Annotated in this window: 19 protein-coding genes; 5 read left to right on the forward strand and 14 right to left on the reverse strand. The window is 59.9% G+C overall.

What is annotated here, in order from left to right; translation table 11 throughout:
• Positions 1–68: 68 nt before the first annotated feature.
• A complete protein-coding gene (locus DKB71_RS28185) occupies positions 69–662 on the forward strand; it encodes a phosphoheptose isomerase (RefSeq protein WP_007972584.1) in 594 nt (197 codons plus the stop codon).
• A complete protein-coding gene (locus DKB71_RS28190) occupies positions 659–1,237 on the forward strand; it encodes a BON domain-containing protein (protein ID WP_008147477.1) in 579 nt (192 codons plus the stop codon). Before DKB71_RS28185 ends, DKB71_RS28190 begins: the two co-directional genes overlap by 4 nt.
• A gap of 165 nt (positions 1,238–1,402) precedes the next feature.
• On the opposite strand, the gene DKB71_RS28195 is transcribed toward DKB71_RS28190, so the two are convergent.
• The 7 genes from DKB71_RS28195 to rplM form a co-directional block, all read right to left on the reverse strand.
• Complete coding sequence (locus DKB71_RS28195; protein ID WP_046819002.1) at positions 1,403–1,816, reverse strand: ClpXP protease specificity-enhancing factor; 414 nt, start codon at positions 1,814–1,816, stop codon at positions 1,403–1,405.
• A 16-nt stretch (positions 1,817–1,832) separates the two neighbouring features.
• Entirely contained in the window at positions 1,833–2,450 is a 618-nt protein-coding gene (locus tag DKB71_RS28200) for a glutathione S-transferase N-terminal domain-containing protein (RefSeq protein ID WP_007972581.1), read from the reverse strand.
• Between the two features lie 150 nt (positions 2,451–2,600).
• Positions 2,601–3,383, reverse strand: coding sequence for a cytochrome c1 (locus tag DKB71_RS28205; RefSeq protein ID WP_323627056.1), 783 nt, complete (start codon positions 3,381–3,383; stop codon positions 2,601–2,603).
• Positions 3,383–4,594, reverse strand: a complete 1,212-nt coding sequence (locus DKB71_RS28210) for a cytochrome bc complex cytochrome b subunit (RefSeq protein WP_008060256.1) — start codon at positions 4,592–4,594, stop codon at positions 3,383–3,385. Before DKB71_RS28210 ends, DKB71_RS28205 begins: the two co-directional genes overlap by 1 nt.
• Positions 4,594–5,187, reverse strand: coding sequence for a ubiquinol-cytochrome c reductase iron-sulfur subunit (gene petA, locus DKB71_RS28215; protein WP_274074201.1), 594 nt, complete (start codon positions 5,185–5,187; stop codon positions 4,594–4,596). The genes DKB71_RS28210 and petA overlap by 1 nt, the downstream gene beginning before the upstream one ends.
• Before the next feature lie 269 nt (positions 5,188–5,456).
• Positions 5,457–5,849, reverse strand: a complete 393-nt coding sequence (rpsI, locus tag DKB71_RS28220; protein ID WP_003228056.1) for a 30S ribosomal protein S9 — start codon at positions 5,847–5,849, stop codon at positions 5,457–5,459.
• Positions 5,850–5,863: 14 nt separating this feature from the next.
• A complete protein-coding gene (gene rplM / locus DKB71_RS28225) occupies positions 5,864–6,292 on the reverse strand; it encodes a 50S ribosomal protein L13 (RefSeq protein ID WP_003228062.1) in 429 nt (142 codons plus the stop codon).
• A 246-nt stretch (positions 6,293–6,538) separates the two neighbouring features.
• Between rplM and DKB71_RS28230 the strand changes: the two genes are divergently transcribed.
• A complete protein-coding gene (locus DKB71_RS28230) occupies positions 6,539–7,579 on the forward strand; it encodes an NADP(H)-dependent aldo-keto reductase (protein ID WP_408598812.1) in 1,041 nt (346 codons plus the stop codon).
• A 103-nt stretch (positions 7,580–7,682) separates the two neighbouring features.
• Here the strand turns inward: DKB71_RS28230 and DKB71_RS28235 are convergent, their stop codons facing one another.
• The gene (locus tag DKB71_RS28235; RefSeq protein WP_274074199.1) at positions 7,683–8,819 is read right to left on the reverse strand and encodes an acyl-CoA dehydrogenase family protein; all 1,137 of its coding nucleotides are present in this window, start codon (positions 8,817–8,819) and stop codon (positions 7,683–7,685) included.
• 222 nt (positions 8,820–9,041) lie between these two features.
• Between DKB71_RS28235 and DKB71_RS28240 the strand changes: the two genes are divergently transcribed.
• Complete coding sequence (locus tag DKB71_RS28240) at positions 9,042–9,962, forward strand: GlxA family transcriptional regulator (RefSeq protein ID WP_274074376.1); 921 nt, start codon at positions 9,042–9,044, stop codon at positions 9,960–9,962.
• A 139-nt stretch (positions 9,963–10,101) separates the two neighbouring features.
• Here the strand turns inward: DKB71_RS28240 and zapE are convergent, their stop codons facing one another.
• The 3 genes from zapE to DKB71_RS28255 all read right to left on the reverse strand — a co-directional run bounded on the left by zapE (position 10,102) and on the right by DKB71_RS28255 (position 13,296).
• Positions 10,102–11,196: a cell division protein ZapE gene (gene zapE, locus DKB71_RS28245; RefSeq protein WP_274074198.1), complete on the reverse strand. Its 1,095-nt coding sequence runs from the start codon at positions 11,194–11,196 to the stop codon at positions 10,102–10,104.
• A 90-nt stretch (positions 11,197–11,286) separates the two neighbouring features.
• Positions 11,287–12,642 (reverse strand): tryptophan--tRNA ligase, encoded by a 1,356-nt coding sequence (locus tag DKB71_RS28250; protein WP_323606961.1) that lies wholly within the window; start codon positions 12,640–12,642, stop codon positions 11,287–11,289.
• Positions 12,643–12,666: 24 nt separating this feature from the next.
• Positions 12,667–13,296, reverse strand: coding sequence for an alpha/beta hydrolase (locus DKB71_RS28255; RefSeq protein WP_274074375.1), 630 nt, complete (start codon positions 13,294–13,296; stop codon positions 12,667–12,669).
• A 144-nt stretch (positions 13,297–13,440) separates the two neighbouring features.
• Between DKB71_RS28255 and DKB71_RS28260 the strand changes: the two genes are divergently transcribed.
• Positions 13,441–13,875 carry a YhcB family protein gene (locus tag DKB71_RS28260; protein WP_008060245.1) on the forward strand — a complete coding sequence of 145 codons (435 nt, stop codon included), beginning with the start codon at positions 13,441–13,443 and terminating at the stop codon, positions 13,873–13,875.
• Between the two features lie 164 nt (positions 13,876–14,039).
• On the opposite strand, the gene DKB71_RS28265 is transcribed toward DKB71_RS28260, so the two are convergent.
• The 3 genes from DKB71_RS28265 to DKB71_RS28275 all read right to left on the reverse strand — a co-directional run bounded on the left by DKB71_RS28265 (position 14,040) and on the right by DKB71_RS28275 (position 18,337).
• On the reverse strand, positions 14,040–14,774 hold the full coding sequence (locus tag DKB71_RS28265) for an OmpA family protein (protein WP_323627060.1): 735 nt from the start codon (positions 14,772–14,774) through the stop codon (positions 14,040–14,042).
• Between the two features lie 103 nt (positions 14,775–14,877).
• The gene (locus DKB71_RS28270; RefSeq protein ID WP_046818992.1) at positions 14,878–15,522 is read right to left on the reverse strand and encodes an MBL fold metallo-hydrolase; all 645 of its coding nucleotides are present in this window, start codon (positions 15,520–15,522) and stop codon (positions 14,878–14,880) included.
• 76 nt (positions 15,523–15,598) lie between these two features.
• A complete protein-coding gene (locus DKB71_RS28275) occupies positions 15,599–18,337 on the reverse strand; it encodes a LuxR C-terminal-related transcriptional regulator (protein ID WP_408598816.1) in 2,739 nt (912 codons plus the stop codon).
• Between the last annotated feature and the right edge of the window lie 282 nt (positions 18,338–18,619).

Here is an 18,619-nt window from a genome sequence, read left to right on the forward strand (position 1 = left end):
ATTTTGCTCTTTGCTTTGCGGGCTGCACATTCACGTGCCGGACAGCCGCGCTCATTAAGGTCACACAGATGGACATGCAATCCCGAATTCGCCAGCTTTTTCAGGCCAGTATCGACACCAAGCAACAGGCGATGGAAGTACTTGCACCGCACATCGAGCAAGCCAGCCAGGTGATGGTCAACGCCTTGCTCAACGAGGGCAAGATGCTTTCCTGCGGCAACGGCGGCTCTGCCGGTGACGCACAGCACTTCTCGTCCGAGCTGCTCAACCGCTTCGAGCGTGAACGCCCGAGCCTGCCAGCCATTGCGCTGACCACCGACAGCTCGACGATCACCTCGATCGCCAACGACTACAGCTACAACGAAATCTTCTCCAAACAGATCCGCGCACTCGGCCAGCCGGGCGACGTACTGCTGGCGATTTCCACCAGCGGCAACTCGGCCAACATAATTCAAGCGATCCAGGCCGCACATGATCGCGAAATGATTGTCGTAGCATTGACCGGTCGCGATGGCGGCGGCATGGCGTCGCTGCTTTTGCCCGAGGACGTCGAGATTCGCGTTCCGGCCAACGTCACCGCACGTATCCAGGAAGTCCACCTGCTGGCGATCCATTGCCTTTGCGATTTGATCGACAGCCAACTGTTCGGGAGTGAAGAATGACCCCTAATCGCCTCGGCCTACTGGCCCTGACCCTATGCCTCGGCATCAGCGGCTGCACCTCGGTGGTCAATGCCAGCCGTGAAGCACCGATTGAAGATGACCGTGGCACCCGCACTTTCGGCAGCAAGATCGACGACTCATTGATCGACACCAAGGTCGGCGTGAACATCGCCAAGGCCGATCCGGCCCTGGACAACGACTCGCACATCGTCGTCACCAGCTTCAACGGCGTCGTACTGCTCGCCGGGCAAACCCCGCGTGCCGACCTCAAGGCCAAGGCCGAACAGGCTGCTGCCGCTGTTCAGCGGGTCAAGACGGTGCATAACGAACTGCAGGTGCTGCCACCTTCCGGTTTCCTTGCCCGCCAGAACGACACCTGGCTGACCTCCAAGATCAAGACCCAGATGCTCACCGACCCGAACATCCCCGGCTCGCGCATCAAGGTGGTGACCGAGAACGGCATCGTTTACCTGCTGGGGTTGTTGACCAAGCAGGAAGCTGCACAGGCGACGAACTTGGTGCAGGGGGTTTCCGGGGTGCAGAAGATTGTGAAGCTGTTTGAGTACATCGACTGATATCTGTTTGTCGGGGATGGCGACGCTGGAACGCCATCGACCTGTAGGAGCCGGCTTGCCGGCGAAGGCGTCATTGAACATTGCGCTGGTCTTTCGACCGCTTTCGCCGGCAAGCCGGCTCCTACAGTGAAATAAAAAGGGCGATCCTTGCGGATCGCCCTTTTTTTATTTCACCACCTTCAAGCTCGGTCGACCGCTTGGCCGCGGCGGCTCGCTGTCCGGAGGCGGGATATCGTCATCCGGCTCGATCTCTTCCTCGTCCTCCAGGGGCGACTCCAGATCGAACACCATGCCCTGACCATTCTCCCGAGCGTAGATGCCCAGGATCGATGCGATAGGCACGTACAGGGTATGCGGCACCCCACCGAAGCGGCCTTCGAAGCTCACCGCCTCGTTGTCCATGTGCAAATGACGCACGGCCTGGGGCGATACGTTCAGGACGATCTGGCCATCACTGGCAAAACCTTGCGGCACCTGCACCGAGGGATACTCGGAATTGACCAGCATGTGCGGGGTGCAATCGTTATCAACAATCCACTCGTAGAGCGCACGGACCAGATAAGGTCGACTGGAGTTCATAGCGGCTCCTTAAGCCTTAGCGCATGTCGCGTTCGACACCAGACAGACTCGCCTGGAAAGCCTCACGCGCAAACTGGCGCTCCATGTAATCAAGCAGCGGCTTGGCTGGCCGCGGCAGTTCTATACCCAGAATCGGCAATCGCCAGAGTATTGGCAATAGGCAGCAATCCACCAGGCTTTGTTCCTCACTGAGGAAAAATGGCTTGTCGGCAAACAGCGGCGACACGCCTGTCAGGCTTTCACGCAGCTCTTTACGCGCCACGGCGCGCGCTGCTTCCTTGGTCCGCGAATCCAGGATCAGATCCACCAGACCACACCAGTCACGCTGAATACGATGAATCAGCAAACGACTGTTGGCACGCGCCACCGGATAGACCGGCAACAGCGGCGGATGTGGGTAACGCTCATCCAGATATTCCATCACCACCGTAGACTCCCACAACGCCAGGTCACGATCGACCAGCGTCGGCAAGCTGCCGTAAGGGTTCACTTCGATCAGTTTAGGCGGCTGGCGACCAGCCTCAACGTAAATGATCTCAGCGCTGACACCCTTCTCTGCCAGTACGATTCGCACCCGGTGGGAATAGTGGTCGGCGGGGTCGGAGTAACAGGCCAACCGATTGGTCACGCCCATGGCGATCCTCCTCGCTTGTTGAAATTATCGGAAGCGGAAAAACGAGCGCGCCCAGAGGGCGCCTCCCGTAACACCTGGTTCACCAGGCTCGTTACACCTTCAGAGGCGCCCTTGGGCGCGCGCGATTAACAGCAATTGCTTGAAGCTTTATCAGTGCACATCTTTCCAGTATTCGCGCTTGAGCAGATAAGCGAATACGAAGAAGAACGCCAGGTACAGCAATACGTACGTACCGATGCGCTGATGTTGCAACTTAACCGGGTTAGCCGAGTAAGCCAGGAAGGTTACCAGATTCTTGACCTTCTCATCGAACTGCTCTTCGGTCAGGGCGCCACTCTTCGGCACGATGGTCAGCTGATCGCATGCTTCATGGGTCAGCGGCGTACCGGTCAGCGGATCATATTGCTTCTTGCCGTCCTCGACGATCTGCACCTGCTTGCAACCGACGACCTGACGACCCTGCAGGCCGACCAGTACGTTAGGCATGCCCACGTTCGGGAAGACCTTGTTGTTCACACCCCAAGGGCGCGACGGGTCTTCATAGAACGACTTCAGGTAACCGTAGAGCCAATCGGTGCCACGAACACGAGCGACCAGGGTCAGGTCGGGCGGCGCCGCACCGAACCAGGTCTTGGCGTCAGCCGGCTGCATGCCGATGTTCATGTGATCGCCAATCTTGGCGCCGGTGAACACCAGCTTGTCGAGCATCAACTCGTGCGGAATGCCAAGGTCATCAGCAACACGCTCGTAACGCTGGAACTTGGCGCTGTGGCAGCCCATGCAATAGTTGGCGAACGTACGCGCGCCATCCTGCATCGCCGCCTTGTCAGCCACGTCGATGTCGACTTTTTCCAGCTCGGGACCGCCGTGTGGCGCCGCGAAGGACAACGCCGGCAGGGCAGCAAGCATCAATACAGCAAATAGTTTTTTCATCAGCCAGTCACCCTTTCCGGAACCGGTTTGGTCTTCTCGAGCCTGGTGTAGAACGGCATCAGAATGAAGTAGGCAAAGTACAGGAAGGTACATACCTGCGACAGCAGCGTACGGCCCGGAGTCGGCGCCAGGACACCCAGCACGCCCAGGATCACGAACGAAATGCAGAATACCCAGAGCCAGATCTTGCTCATCCAGCCCTTGTAGCGCATCGACTTGACCGGGCTACGGTCCAGCCACGGCAGGACGAACAGCACGGCGATGGCCGCACCCATGGCGATTACACCCAGGAGCTTGTCCGGAACCGCACGCAAGATCGCGTAGAAGGGCGTGAAGTACCAGACCGGAGCGATGTGCTCTGGGGTCTTGAACGCGTTCGCCACTTCGAAGTTCGGCTTCTCGAGGAAGTAGCCGCCCATTTCCGGGAAGAAGAACACGATCGAGCAGAAGATGAACAGGAACACCACCACGCCGACGATATCTTTCACGGTGTAGTAAGGGTGGAACGCGATACCGTCCAGCGGCACGCCGTTTTCATCCTTGTATTTCTTGATGTCGACGCCGTCCGGGTTGTTCGAACCGACTTCGTGCAAGGCCAGGACGTGCAGCACCACCAGGCCGAGAATCACGATCGGCAAGGCCACCACGTGCAGGGCGAAGAAGCGGTTCAGGGTGATCCCGGAAATCAGGTAGTCACCACGGATCCACTGGGTCAGGTCGTTGCCGATGACCGGGATCGCACCGAACAGCGAGATGATCACCTGGGCGCCCCAGTAGGACATCTGGCCCCACGGCAGCAGGTAGCCCATGAAGGCCTCGGCCATCAGCGCCAGGTAGATCAGCATGCCGAACACCCACACCAGCTCGCGCGGCTTCTGGTACGAACCGTAGAGCAAGCCACGGAACATGTGCAGATAGACCACGATGAAGAACGCCGAAGCGCCGGTGGAGTGCAGCAGGCGCAGGATCGAGCCGTACTCGACGTCGCGCATGATGTACTCGACGGAAGCAAAGGCCTCTTCCGCCGAAGGGGTGTAGCTCATGGTCAGCCAGACACCGGTAACGATCTGGTTGACCAGGACGAGCAGCGCCAGGGAGCCAAAGAAATAGAAGAAGTTGAAGTTTTTCGGAGCGTAATACTTGCTGAGATGGTCTTCCCACATCTTGGTGGCGGGAAAGCGCGCATCAACCCAATCCATGAACTTGCTCATCACGCTTTCTCCGTATCGACGCCAACGACGATGATGTCATCGGTCTCATAGGAATGCGGGGGAACTGGCAGGTTCAAAGGCGCAGGTTGCGACTTGTAGACGCGGCCAGCCAGGTCGTAGTGGGAGCCGTGGCAAGGACAGAAATAGCCACCTACCCAGTCCTTGCCCAAGTCGGCGGGAGCGACTTCGGGACGGAAGGTCGGCGAGCAACCCAGGTGCGTGCAGATACCGATCAGCAGCAGGACCTCAGGCTTGATCGAACGGGTTTCCGGATCAACATAGGTTGGTTGAGTCGAGTTCTTGGAGGTCGGGTCAGACAACTGACCCTCGATCTTCTTCAGATTCCCCAGGATTTCCGGCGTACGGCGGACGATGAATACCGGCTGGCCGCGCCACTCAGCAATCATCTGCTGGCCTGGCTCGATCTTGCTGACATTCACTTTCACCGGTGCACCTGCGGCTTTCGCCTTGGCACTGGGAAACCATGACCCCACGAACGGGACCGCAGCCCCCACCGCTCCTGCAGCACCCACCACGGATGTGGCTGCTACCAAGAAGCGACGCCGGCCTGCATTCACGCCGTCATTGCTCATTCAGTCCTCTCCCATCAGCTTTGTGGCCTGTTAAATCAGGCATCTACTAAGTAAAACTCTGTACTTATAAAAATTTTGCCGAATGGTAATGAAAAGCCCCAATTCTGACAAGGTAATTACCCCGAGGCACCACTGCCAAGCCTTGGAGTATAGGGGCTCTGCTGATGTGGCAAGTTGTCACAGCGCAATTCTTTGAGAAAATCACAGGCACAAAAAAACGCCCAGCTCCGTGAGGAAACTGGGCGTTCTTTTTTGAACGTGGAAGCGAATTAACGCTTCGAGTACTGCGGACGCTTACGCGCTTTACGCAGACCAACTTTCTTACGTTCAACTTCACGTGCATCGCGGGTTACGAAGCCGGCTTTACGCAGAGCGCTGCGCAGAGTTTCGTCGTAGTCCATCAGAGCGCGGGTGATGCCGTGGCGGATTGCGCCAGCTTGACCACTCACACCACCGCCGATCACGGTGACGTAGATGTCGAACTTCTCGACAGTCTCAGTCAATTCCAGCGGCTGACGAACTACCATGCGGGCAGTTTCGCGGCCGAAGAAATTATCCAGCGAACGGTTGTTGATGGAGATGTTACCAGTACCCGGACGCAGGAAAACGCGTGCGGTTGCGGTCTTGCGACGGCCAGTGCCGTAATTTTGAGTCGCCGACATAATGAACTATTCCGTTAAATCTTCAGTTCTTGGGGCTGCTGAGCAGTATGAGGGTGTGCAGCGCCCGCATAGACTTTCAGCTTACGGTACATGTCGCGACCCAGCGGGTTCTTAGGCAGCATGCCTTTGACCGCGGTCTCGATCACGCGCTCAGGGGCCTTGGCGATCAGCTTTTCAAAGTTGATCGACTTGATGCCGCCCGGGAAACCGGAGTGGGAGTAGTACATTTTGTCAGTGGTTTTAGCGCCGGTAACACGGATCTGCTCGGCGTTGATTACGACGATGTAGTCGCCAGTGTCAACGTGAGGAGTGTACTCAGGCTTGTGCTTGCCACGCAGACGGCTCGCGATTTCGGTGGCCAGACGACCCAGGGTCTGACCAGCAGCGTCGACGACAAACCAGTCGCGCTTTACTGTTTCCGGTTTAGCAGTAAAAGTTTTCATTCTTTATAGCCTCAGGGGCCGCCCTGTAAATTAGACGGCGGATCTTACTGAATAGTGCGTACTTTGACAAGTCAAAGGCAGCCGGATACAGACGCTTTCGGGGGCTCGGGTCGGCGCGTCCGTTCAACGGCAAGATTCTTCGGCGGCGGCGCATCACTTCCACTGCAGAAAGAGGTGCGCAATTATGCAGATTGCGAAAAATAATTCAACCTGCTTTTATGATTGTTTTGCCCAGGGGAGCACCCGATGGACTATCGCCAGCTAGGCCGAACCAACCTGAACGTGAGCGCAATCTGCCTCGGCACCATGACCTGGGGCGAGCAGAACACCGAGGCAGACGCCTTCGCCCAAATCGAGCGAGCCAAAGGTGCGGGGATCAACTTCATCGATACCGCCGAAATGTACCCGGTGCCGCCCAAGGCCGAAACCTATGCCACCACCGAGCGCTACATCGGCAATTACTTCAAAAGTCGCGGTGACCGTGCCGACTGGATCCTCGCCAGCAAGATCGCCGGCCCGGGCAACACCATCGACTACATCCGCGACAAAAACCTGCGACACAATCGCCAGCACATCACCGAGGCCGTGGATGCCAGCCTCCAGCGCCTGCAGACCGACTACATCGACCTGTACCAGCTGCACTGGCCGGAGCGCAGCACCAATTTCTTCGGGCAGTTGGGCTACAAGCACCAGACCGAAGCCAACCTGACGCCCCTGGAGGACACCCTCGAGGCGCTGGACGAACAGGTCCGGGCCGGCAAGATCCGCCACATCGGCCTGTCCAACGAAACGCCGTGGGGCACCATGCGGTTCCTGGCCCTGGCCGAGCAACGCGGCTGGCCGCGCGCGGTGTCGATCCAGAACCCCTACAACCTGCTCAACCGCAGCTTCGAGGTCGGCCTGGCGGAAATCGCCATCCGCGAACAGTGCGGCCTGCTCGCCTATTCGCCGCTGGCGTTCGGTTTCCTGTCAGGCAAGTACGAAGGTGGGGCGCGCCCGCCAAAAGGCCGCCTGAGCCTCTACAGCCGCTTCAGCCGCTATTTCAACCCGCAGTCGGAAGCGGCCTGCAGCCGTTACGTCGCTCTGGCCCGTGAGCACGGCCTGGACCCGGCGCAAATGGCCCTGGCATTTGTGACGCAACAGCCGTTCGTGACCAGCAACATCATCGGCGCCACGACACTGGAGCAACTGGACAGCAACATTGCAAGTTTTGATCTGAAACTCTCGGAGGAAGTACTGGAAGGGATCGAGGCGATCCACAAGGATCACCCGAATCCTGCGCCATAACCCGCACCTGTAGGAGCGAGCTTGCTCGCGAAAAACCTGAGCACACCGCAGGGTGTCAGGCTTTCAGCGTTATCGTTGACGCCCATCGCGAGCAAGCTCGCTCCTACAATGACCTGGCAATTATCTCCTTCATGATTTCATTGGTCCCCGCATAAATCCGCTGCACCCGCGCATCCGCCCACGCCCGGGCGATCGGGTACTCCCACATGAATCCGTAACCACCATGCAACTGCACGCACTCGTCGAGCACCTTGCATTGCAGGTCCGTGCCCCAATACTTGGCCATCGCCGCCGTCGGCACATCGAGCTTGCCTTGCAGGTGCAACTCCAGGCAGCGGTCGACAAAGACCCGGCCGATCTGGATCTCGGTCGCCATCTCGGCGAGCTTGAACCGGGTGTTCTGGAAGTCGGCAATCGCCTTGCCGAACGCCTTGCGCTCGCGGGTGTAGTCCAGTGTCCATTGCAACGCCGCCTCGGCTGAAGCCAGGCCGCCGATGGCGACGGTGAGGCGTTCCTGCGGCAACTCCTGCATCAAATACGCGAAGCCCATCCCGGCCTGACCCAGCAGGTTTTCCTTGGGCACCCGCACATCCTGGAAGAACAGCTCAGAGGTGTCCTGGGCTTTCATGCCGACCTTTTCCAGGCGCTTGCCCTTGTCGAAGCCGGGCGTATCGGCCTCCACCAGGAACAGGCTGGTGCCTTTCGCCCCCGCCTTCGGATCGGTCTTGGCGACGACGATCACCAGGTCGGCGAGGAAGCCGTTGGTGATGAAGGTCTTCGAGCCGTTGATCACATACTCGTCGCCATCGAGCACGGCGGTGGTCTTCACCCCCTGCAAGTCGGAACCGGCGCCGGGCTCGGTCATGGCGATGGCACTGACCATCTCGCCAGACACCAGTTTCGGCAGGTATTTGTGTTTCAGCGTTTCACTGCCGTAATGCAGGATGTAGGGCGCAACGATGTCCGAATGCAGGGAGAAACCGATACCGGTCAGCCCCAGGCGCCCCACCTCCTCGATGACCACCGCGCTGTACAGGAAGTCTGCCCCCAGCCCGCCGTACTGCTCCGGCAGATGCGAGCACAACATCCCCGCCTCCCCTGCCTTGTTCCAGAGTTGACGATCGATATAGCCCTGTTTTTCCCATTGTCCGTGGTACGGCACTGCTTCTTTTTCGAGGAACGTTCGCACACTGTCGCGAAAAAGTTCGTGCTCGGAACTGAACAAGGTTCTGGGAATCATGCGGCACCCTTTTCTTTGTTTTTAGAAGGATTGGACCTTCAGAGACTATGCCTCGTGTCCGATACAGGACACTGGACACATCCGACAAAAAATAAGACGATCCAGCCGTCTGGTGACCACTTTCCCCTATAAGAATAAAGTTGAATTATGTCTAACCAAGCCTCCACGCCTCTACGGCGCGTCAGCATCCTGGCCATTGACCGGGTTTTCGCTTCCACCCTCATGCAGGCCAAGGATTTCTTCCACCTCGCCAGCCTGCGCTACGGCAAACAACTGGGCCACGGCCTGACTCCCGCGTTCGAAACCCGACTGGTCAGCCCCGACGGCAAACCGGTCAACACCTTCAGCGACGTGATGATCCCGGTGGATGGCGGCCTGGAAAATGCCGACATCATCGTCATCCCCGCGTTCTGGGACGATTTCGATACCCTGAGCAAACGTTATCCACAGGTCCTGCCCTGGCTGCGCCAGCAACATGCGCGGGGCGCCGTACTGTGCGGCGAGGCCACCGGCGTGTTCTGGCTCGCCGAAGCCGGCCTGCTCAATGGCAAGGAGGCGACCACCTACTGGCGCTTCTTCAATGCCTTTGCAGAGCGTTTCCCGAAGGTCCAGCTCAATCAGGACAAGCACCTGACCGACGCCGACAACCTGTATTGCGCGGGCGGCACCACCTCGGCATGCGACCTGTACATCTACCTGATCGAACGCTTCTGCGGCGCCAACGTGTCCCAGGCCGTGGCGCGCGACATCCTCTATGAAGTGCAGCGCAGCTACTCGCCGGGAAGAATCGGCTTCGGCGGGCAAAAGCTGCACCAGGACGTGATCATCCTGCAGATCCAGCACTGGCTCGAGGAACACTTCGCCGACAAATTCCGCTTCGAAGACGTCGCCCGCGAACACGGCATGAGCATCCGCAACTTCATGCGTCGCTTTCAGACCGCAACCGGCGACAAGCCGCTGCACTACCTGCAGCGACTGCGCATCGAAACCGCCAAAGGCCTGCTGTCCGGCAGCCGCAAGAGCATCAAGACCATCAGTTACGAAGTCGGCTACGACGACGCGAGTTTCTTCGCACGCCTGTTCCGCCAGCACACGGAGTTGTCGCCGAACCAGTATCGGCAGCAGTTTCAGCAAGCAGCTTGAGCCAATGTAGGAGCTGCCGCAGGCTGCGATCTTTTGATTTTCAAGATCAAAGATCGCAGCCTGCGGCAGCTCCTACAGAGGGATCTTCAGTGCATTAAAAGGCCTGCATTTGCAGGCCTTTTCAATTTTACGAATCGCCTTACGGCTTGTGTGCGCGCGCGAGGAATTCGTGGGATTGCATTTCCAGCAGGCGGCTCAGGGTTCGCTGGAACTCGAAGTTCAGGCGGCCGCCGGTGTAGAGATCCTTGAGTTCGACTTCGGCAGAAATGATCAGCTTGACGTTGCGATCGTAGAACTCGTCGACCATGTTGATGAAGCGTCGGGCGATGTCGTCGGTGGTGACGCTCATCTGCTCGACACCGCTGAGCAACACGGCGTGGAAGATCTTGCCCAGTTCGATGTAGTCGTTCTGGCTGCGCGGGCCGTCGCACAGTTCGCGGAAGTCGAACCAGGCCACGTCGTCACAAGTGCGCAGGGCACGGATTTCGCGGTTTTCGATCATCAGCACGTCGTTTTCGATCGCTGCCGTGCATTCCGGCGTCAGTGCGCGGAAGCTCTTGCGCAGGCTTTCGTGGGACGCTTCGTCGAGCGGGAAGTGGAACAGTTCCGCCTGCTCGAGGTGACGCAGGCGATAGTCGACGCCGCTGTCGACGTTGACGATCTCGGTGTTCTGCTTGATCAGGGCGATGGCTGGCAGGAAGCGCGCACGTTGCAGGCCATCCTTGTACAGGCCATCCGGCACGATGTTCGACGTGGCAACCAGGGTCACGCCGTTCTTGAACAGCTCTTCCATCAAGGTGCCGAGAATCATGGCGTCGGTGATGTCGGAGACGAAGAACTCATCGAAGCAGATCACCCGGGCTTCGGTAGAGAAGCGCTTGGCAATGATGGTCAGCGGGTTTTTCTCGCCGCCCAGGGTCTTCATTTCTTCGTGCACGCGCTTCATGAAGCGGTGGAAGTGAGTGCGGGACTTTTCCTTGAACGGCAGCGCTTCGAAGAAGGTGTCGACCAGGTACGTCTTGCCGCGACCCACGCCGCCCCAGAAGTACAGGCCCTTGACCGGTGCCTGATCCTTCTTGCCAAACAGTTTGCCCAGCAGGCCCGGCTTGTTCTGCTCGGCCGCGACCAGATCGTCGTACAGGCGCTGCAGATGGCGCACGGCAGTTTCCTGGGCGGCATCATGGAAGAATTCCGGGCGTTTCAGATCAGCTTGATATCGTTCTAGGGGCGTCATAATTCGTTAGCAAGGCAACAAAAACGGGCCGTCACTGTAGCGATGGCCCGTGGGAATGGCAATCAGCCCTTGGTCGGGCCGAGCCGTTGATTATTCCTGAACGGGCGTCAGCGCGATGCGCAATGCCTCGATCGCCGCATCGCGCGCGGCGCTGTCAGCGAACGCCGGGCTGTCGCCCACGCACTGGCCCTCAAGCCAGACGCTGAAGCCCAGGTCTTCGCTGCGCACGTCCAGTGGCTGGCCCGATTGCAGCTGCTTGGTCACCTGACCGGCGGTTTTACCATCGGCAAAGTGACGCGACAGCAACAGTTGCTCGCCATCGGCCGCCAGCAGACGGAAGCGGAAACTGCCGTCGTCTTCGCGGAAGCTGACAAAACGTGCAGCCTTCGCAGCCTTCTTCTTCGTGGTCGCTGCCACTTGAGCCTGGGCAACGAAGGAGCGCAAGCCCACCGCTTCACGCAACTCGTTGAGGAAAGGAGTCGCGACTGCGCGAGCCTTTTTCGCACCGTGCTGCAGGATGTCTTCAAGGTCCGCCGGACGCTCGATCAGCTGGTTGTAACGCTCGCGGGATTCGCCCAATTCGCTGTCCAGCAGTTGGAACAGGCGATTCTTGGCCTCGCCCCAACCCAGGCCCTGCAGCAGATCGCTGCGGAACTCGTCGGCTTGCGCCGGGGTGGCAAACGCCTGGAACAGGGTGAACAGGTGCGAGTTGTCCGGATCCTTTGCCTCGCCCGGTGCACGGGAGTCGGTGACGATACGGGAAATCGCGTCCTTCATTTCCTTGGCGCTGCTGAACAACGGAATGGTGTTGTCGTAGCTCTTCGACATTTTCCGGCCATCCAGGCCCGGCAGCGTGGCCACGCTTTCCTCGATCAACGCCTCGGGCATGGTGAAGAATTCCTTGCCCTGGCCAAACAGATGGTTGAAGCGCTGGCCGATGTCCCGGGCCATTTCCACGTGCTGGATCTGGTCGCGGCCGACCGGCACCTTGTGCGCGTTGAACATCAGGATGTCCGCGGCCATCAGCACCGGGTAGCTGTACAGGCCCATGGTGATGCCGGCGTCCGGGTCTTCACCAGTCTCGACGTTCTTGTCCACCGAAGCCTTGTAGGCGTGGGCGCGATTGAGCAGGCCCTTGGCGGCCACGCAGGTCAGCAGCCAGGTCAGCTCGGGGATTTCCGGGATGTCGGACTGACGATAGAAGGTCACGCGGTCCACATCCAGGCCACCGGCCAGCCAGGTCGCGGCGATTTCCAGGCGCGAGCGCTGGATGCGCAGCGGGTCATCGCACTTGATCAGGGCGTGGTAGTCGGCCAGGAAATAGAACGAATCGGCATTGCTGTCACGGCTGGCAAGGATCGCCGGGCGGATGGCGCCGGCGTAGTTGCCCAGGTGCGGCGTGCCGGTGGTGGTGATGCCGGTGAGGATACGGGTACGAGTCGTCATGGGTAATCGCTTGTCAGACTGCAATCAATTCGAGAGACGCGGCAGGATCAGATCCTTGAGATCGGTCAGCTTGCCATGAAAAAAGTGTCCGCATTCTGCCACTTTCAGCAGCTCATGGGGACGTTCAAGCTGGTCGGACCATTGGTAAACCAGCTGTGGATCGATCACTTCATCGGTTTCCGGCTGGATCAGGGTCAGTTCGCCGTGTTGCGGCAGTGGGTCCTGAGCACCCAGGCGCATGACCGCCGGTGCGACCATGAACAGATGCTTGAGCTGCTCGCCCTGCGCTTCCAGGCGGCCGCCGAGACTTGCTGCAACAAATCCGCCGAAGGAAAACCCGAACAGGGTCAACGGCAATTCCGGGTGTTTGGCGCGAAACCATTCGGCGACAGATTGGGCATCGTCGACTTCACCGGTGCCCATATCGTGAGAGCCTTCGCTGGCACCGACGCCACGGTAATTGAAACGCAAGGTGATCAAACCGGCATCGCGCGCAGTGCGCTGCAGGGTCGAGACCACTTTATTGAGCATGGTGCCGCCCTGCACAGGGTTCGGATGGCAGATAAGCGCCAGGCCGCGCGGCTGCTCATTGTCCAGGTACAGTGCTTCCAGTTGGCCGACCGGGCCATCAATCACTACAGGGGTTTCACGCATAAGCAAGGAAGGAACTCCGTGACCTCGAATCGGGTCGACTCGTCTAGCAAATTGTCTGCAACTGTCTATTGCGAGCGAATCGCGGTATACAGCGCAGGTTCGAGCCGTTAACGTAAAGCAAAGCCGTTTATAGAGGAAGGACTCGTGGAACACTCGCTCTTAGTTTGGTTGTTGCCGACTCTTGCCCTGGTTGTGGGTGTCGCCATTGGTTTCCTGATCGCTCGCCTGGCGCCCAATGCCGCGCCTAGCAGCACGCAACGTCAGCTGGACGATATTCAGGAACGTTTCGACAGTTATCAGAACGAGGTGGTGACCCACTTCAACAGCACTGCGACATTGGTCAAGAAACTGACTGCGAGCTATCAGGAAGTGCAGGATCATCTCGCCGAGGGTGCCAACCGCCTGGCCCTGGACGAGCAGACCCGTCAACGCTTGCTGGCCTCCCTGCACGCCGACGCGACGCAGGCCCCACGGGAACGCCTGACGCCGCCGCGCAATCAGGAACCGCCGCGCGACTACGCACCCAAAGCCCCGAACGCGCCGGGCATGCTCGATGAGCATTACGGCCTGAAGAAGTAATCAGGTTACAGGTGTGAAAAAGCCCCTGTAGGAGCTGTCGAGTGCAACGAGGCTGCGATCTTTTGATTTTCAGAAGCAAGATCAAAAGATCGCAGCCTGCGGCAGCTCCTACAAAAAAACCGCCCGACCTGTGAAGATCGGGCGGTTTTTTTTACGCCTGACGCTTATGGGTACTGCTGAACGTTGCCTTGCTGCTGGGCACCATACTGCTGGCCTGGAATCGCCTTCAGGTTGACCTCTACCCGGCGGTTCTGCGCCCGGCCATTGACGTCACCGTTGCTGGCGACCGGGTTATCCGGGCCGGCGCCACGGGCGCTCAGGTTGGCACCGCTGACGCCTTGCGAGGTCAGGTAGGTCGCCACGCTCTGGGCGCGACGCTGGGACAGGTCCATGTTGTGCTGGCGGGCGCCGGTGCTATCGGTGTAGCCGACGATTTCGATCTGGTTCTGGTTGAACTCTTTCAGCGAGCCAGCCAGGTTGTTCAGCGGCTGATAGAAGCTCGGTGCAATATTCGCCGAATCGGTGGCGAACGTGATGTTGCCTGGCATGATCAGCTTGATCTGGTCGCCTTGACGCTGCACTTCGACACCGGTGTTGGCCATGCTGGCACGCAGCTTTTTCTCCTGCTGGTCGGCGTAGTAGCCGTAACCGGCAGCGGAAGCACCCACGACGGCAGCACCAATCAGCGCGCCCTTGCCACGGTTGTCGTGGTTGATGGCAGCACCGGCCAGTGCGCCTGCGAGAGCTCCGAGGCCACCGTACTTGGCGGTTTTGCTCATGCCCGTGGAGCCGCTATCGGCCTGGCCCTGGCCTTGGCCGTCGTAAGGGTTGGGCGATGCGCAACCGGCCAACAGTGCCACGGCAGTAGCGACAATAATCAAACGAGGCGTGGTGAACATGTAGAGCTCCTACTTTTTTGCATTCTGTGGTGCAACGGACTCAGCATCGGACCCTTGCGGGCGTTGGATCATTTCGACCCGTGAAAATTCCACTTGTTACAAATCAGGCCCGAACAAAAGGGTTCTCGCGCATTTCATCGCCCAACCGGGTGTCCGGACCATGCCCGGCCACCACGGTCGCTCCTTCGTCGAGGGTATACAGGCGCTGCTTGATCGAACGCACGATGGTCGCCTGATCGCCTCCCCACAAATCCGTGCGCCCTACCCCGCGGCGGAACAAGGTGTCCCCGGCAATCAGCAGCTTCGCGTCGGCAAACCAGAAACTCATGGAGCCCGGCGTATGACCCGGTGTGTGCAAGGCCACGCCACAGCCACAGGCCAGCTCTTCATCGTCGGCCAGCCAGCGGTCCGGCGACGGTACCGGCGTGTAGGGCACACCGAACATCTGGCATTGCATCTCCAGGTTGTCCCAGAGAAATTGGTCTTCCTTGTGCAAATGCAGGGTGGCGCCGGTTTTTTCCTTCAACTGGCCGGAGGCCAGGAAGTGATCGAGGTGCGCATGGGTGTGAATGATGCTGACCACCTTCAGGCCCAGGGCATCGAGCCGCGCGAGGATCAGTTCGTGATTGCCACCCGGATCGACCACGATGGCCTTTTTGGTGATCGGGTCGCCGATGATCGTGCAGTTGCACTGCAAGGGACCGACGGGGAAGGTTTCGCGGATCAGCGCAGGTTTGGCAGCGTCCATGGGTGTTCCTGGAAAAAATGGATGGCATATTCTGGCACAGGCGTGCCCGATTGCGGGACGTGAGGGGCGGCTGACGCTACACCAGCACCCCCAACTCCTTCGCCCGCGCCACGGCCTGTGTCCGCCGCTCTACCCCCAGCTTGCTGTTGATATGGCTGGCATGGGTTTTCACCGTGTGCAGGGAAATGAACAGCTGGTCGCTGATCTCCTGATTCGAGCAGCCTTGGGCAATCAGGCGCAGGACGGCCATTTCCCGGGTGCTGAGTTGTTCCGAGGCGGGAGTGGGTTCCGGTGTCGGGCGAGAGGCCACGGCTGGAAGTTTTTCTGAGAGGTCCCGGGAAACCGTGGTCGGCGTGCAGAGTAGAAGTTGTCCGCGCAGCCAGTCCGGGTGCTCGGCCAATAGCCCTTCGAAGGGTTGCAACACGCCCCCGGCGGCGGCATCCAAGGCCTGGACCAGCGCCTTGCGGGCCTCGGGCTCGCGTCCGCTGCCCAGCAACAACGAAACCTTTTGCGTCAGCGCCATTGCGCTGAGCATCTGCCGACCGGTTTGCTGGCCATTTTCCAGCAGCGTATTCAAGCGCCCTTCGGCCAGCATCGGCTGGTTCTGGATGACCTCCAGCAAGGCTTGCTGCAGTTCGATGTGCAGCGGCAGTTGCGGATGGAATTCCGGGGGTGCGGCCGGCTGCTCACCGTTGTAGGTCTGGCCCAATCGGGTCAACCAGGCTTGCGCCAGGTCGGTACGCCCCTGGGCCAGCCAGAGTTCGCATTTGACCAGGGTAATCATCGCCAGGTAGTAGATCGGCGGCACGTCCCAGATGTGCATCAGCCGTTCCGCTTCGGCGAGTTCGGCAAAGGCCTTGGCGAACTCGCCGCTGCTGCCCTCAAGCCGGGCGATCACGCAATGACCAATCAGCACGCTGATGTCGCGACAGGCACGGGCCTCGCTCAAGCCGGCCTGCAAGCGCAACCGCGCTGCCTGTGGCTGCAGGCGCACGGCCAACAGAAAACCCTCGTACAGCGTCAGTCGGGCGCGTACTGCGAAGAGCCTCTGCGCAGGCAAGCCCTGCAGGCGTTGCAGCCCTTGGCGGACTTCATCCAGCGAACGCAGCACTTCACCCCGCGCCTGCAATACTCGAGCGCGGTCGTAGTGCGCCAACGCCTCGAACAGCGGGTTGCCCACCCGTTGGGCCAGCTCCAGGGACTCGCGGTTCAAATTCCTCGCACGCCACATATCGCCATCGGCAATGGCCAGGTTGGACAGGGTCGAGAGGCACACCAATCGCTGGCCATAACGCTTGCACGGCAGGCTCTCCAGCGCTTCGGTGCAATAGCGTATCGTCAGTTCGCGGTTACCGCGCCCGCGCGCGATGATCCCGCTCAAGGCCAGCCATTGCGCCAGCATCGACTTTTGCGCGGTGGCCGATGGTGCCGGCAGGAAGCGGCTCAGGTGGCTGGCCAGTTCCTCGGCGGCGTCCAGCTGGCAGGCCAGCCCCAACGCCCAGCTGTAGAGCACGATCAAGCGCGGGGTGCTGATCAGCAGGCTATCGGGCAGGTCCATTTTCCAGCGCAGCAACATGCCGACGTTCTGTTCGGCCAGCAGTTGTTCTTCGGAAAGGTTCTGCACCAGGTTGGCCGCAACGTCCAAATGTCCTGCCCGCAACGCCTGCTCGACCGCCTCATCGAGCAGGCCCTGGGCATTGAACCAGCGACAGGCGCGCAGGTGCAGGCTCGCGGCCGGCACCATCGACTGCGCGCCGGGCCGGGTGCGCAGCAGATCGGAAAACAGATGGTGGTAACGATACCAGTGGCCGTGCTCGTCCAGCGGCACCAGGAACACCTGGTGGGCGGCCAGGAAGCTGAGGATCGCGGCGCTGTCATGGGCGTCGCGCACGGCGTCGCATAGCTCACTGCAAAAGCGTTCCTGCGGGGCGGTGTCGTAGAGGAAGGCTTGTACTTCGGCCGGCAGGCAATCGATCACCTCTTCGAGCAGGTAGTCGCGGATCAGCCCTTCCCCGCCGTGCAGCGCCTGGGGCAACGCGCCTTGGGTGCCCGCCTCGGAGGCGGCGAGCAACCAGAAGCGCAACCCGGCTACCCAGCCTTCGCTGCGCTGGATCAGGTTTTCCAGCGCCTCGCCACGCAAGGAACTGCTGTGCCGATCGAGCAGGCTCAAGGCTTCATCGTGGGTCAGGCGCAGGTCCTGCTCATGCAGCTCCAGCAGCTGGCGCGACAGGCGCAATCGCGCCAGGTGCCAGTCTGGACGCTGGCGGCTGGTGACCATCACCAGCAAGCCATCGGGTAGGTGATTGAGGAAAAACTGCAGGCAGCGATCGAGTACGGGGCCCTGGGCCAGGTGATAGTCATCGAGCACCAGCAGTAGCGGAGTCGCTGTCGACAGGTGCACGGCCAGTTCGTCGAGCAGCCCGTCCAGCCATTCTTCGAAGGCGAACGGCTGATGCCGCTGGCGCATTTTCAACAAGCCGAGGGACTGCCTGCCCAATTGCGGAAAAAAGTCCTGCAGGCCTTCGAGCAATCGCTCGAGGAATCGACCGGGGTCGCTGTCTCGCGGGCTCAACCCCAGCCACAGACTTTGCCAATGAGCTGGTAGCGCCTGACAGAACTCCACCGCCAACGAACTCTTGCCGAACCCGGCCGGTGCGCTGACCAGCAGCAACCTGCCACCCAAGCCTGCGCTCAAGCGCTCGCACAGGCGTGGGCGCAACACATGGCCGTCGGGCAATGGCGGTCGGAAAAAGCGCCCGTCCAGCGCGGCGACAGCGACGCTTGCAGGACCGGGTGGTGGGGACAGATCAGTCATGGCCGGCTCTTGTTTGAATTGCGGGTGGCGGCGTTGCAGATGTCCGCAGACTAGCGGTAAACGATGAGGGAATGAAGGTTATTGCTACAAATGGCTACAAAAACTCTAAACACTGTAGGAGCGAGCTTGCTCCGGGCGGCGTTCCGACGAGTAACCAGAGAGCGCCGCGGGCTGCCTGGTTTCAAGCGTTATCGTTGACGACCATCGCGAGCAAGCTCGCTCCTACAGAAAAAAAACGCCCCGAACCAGTCGGGGCGTTTTTCCAGAGGATGCGGCCTCAGG

This window comes from Pseudomonas sp. PLMAX (genome assembly GCF_046042685.1).
Lineage (GTDB): Bacteria > Pseudomonadota > Gammaproteobacteria > Pseudomonadales > Pseudomonadaceae > Aquipseudomonas > Aquipseudomonas putida_AE.

Bases quoted from the DNA above. Each gene is read 5' to 3' on its own strand.
- DKB71_RS28190 (WP_008147477.1), top strand. From the start codon at position 659: ATGACCCCTAATCGCCTCGGCCTACTGGCCCTGACCCTATGCCTCGGC.
- DKB71_RS28210 (WP_008060256.1), bottom strand. From the start codon at position 4,594: ATGAGCAAGTTCATGGATTGGGTTGATGCGCGCTTTCCCGCCACCAAG.
- DKB71_RS28205 (WP_323627056.1), bottom strand. From the start codon at position 3,383: ATGAAAAAACTATTTGCTGTATTGATGCTTGCTGCCCTGCCGGCGTTG.
- rpsI (WP_003228056.1), bottom strand. From the start codon at position 5,849: ATGTCGGCGACTCAAAATTACGGCACTGGCCGTCGCAAGACCGCAACC.
- petA (WP_274074201.1), bottom strand. From the start codon at position 5,187: ATGAGCAATGACGGCGTGAATGCAGGCCGGCGTCGCTTCTTGGTAGCA.
- DKB71_RS28195 (WP_046819002.1), bottom strand. From the start codon at position 1,816: ATGAACTCCAGTCGACCTTATCTGGTCCGTGCGCTCTACGAGTGGATT.
- DKB71_RS28255 (WP_274074375.1), bottom strand. From the start codon at position 13,296: ATGCGTGAAACCCCTGTAGTGATTGATGGCCCGGTCGGCCAACTGGAA.
- DKB71_RS28240 (WP_274074376.1), top strand. From the start codon at position 9,042: ATGCAGGCCAAGGATTTCTTCCACCTCGCCAGCCTGCGCTACGGCAAA.
- DKB71_RS28265 (WP_323627060.1), bottom strand. From the start codon at position 14,774: ATGTTCACCACGCCTCGTTTGATTATTGTCGCTACTGCCGTGGCACTG.
- zapE (WP_274074198.1), bottom strand. From the start codon at position 11,196: ATGACGCCCCTAGAACGATATCAAGCTGATCTGAAACGCCCGGAATTC.
- DKB71_RS28250 (WP_323606961.1), bottom strand. From the start codon at position 12,642: ATGACGACTCGTACCCGTATCCTCACCGGCATCACCACCACCGGCACG.
- DKB71_RS28230 (WP_408598812.1), top strand. From the start codon at position 6,539: ATGGACTATCGCCAGCTAGGCCGAACCAACCTGAACGTGAGCGCAATC.
- DKB71_RS28200 (WP_007972581.1), bottom strand. From the start codon at position 2,450: ATGGGCGTGACCAATCGGTTGGCCTGTTACTCCGACCCCGCCGACCAC.
- DKB71_RS28275 (WP_408598816.1), bottom strand. From the start codon at position 18,337: ATGACTGATCTGTCCCCACCACCCGGTCCTGCAAGCGTCGCTGTCGCC.
- DKB71_RS28185 (WP_007972584.1), top strand. From the start codon at position 69: ATGGACATGCAATCCCGAATTCGCCAGCTTTTTCAGGCCAGTATCGAC.
- rplM (WP_003228062.1), bottom strand. From the start codon at position 6,292: ATGAAAACTTTTACTGCTAAACCGGAAACAGTAAAGCGCGACTGGTTT.
- DKB71_RS28270 (WP_046818992.1), bottom strand. From the start codon at position 15,522: ATGGACGCTGCCAAACCTGCGCTGATCCGCGAAACCTTCCCCGTCGGT.
- DKB71_RS28235 (WP_274074199.1), bottom strand. From the start codon at position 8,819: ATGATTCCCAGAACCTTGTTCAGTTCCGAGCACGAACTTTTTCGCGAC.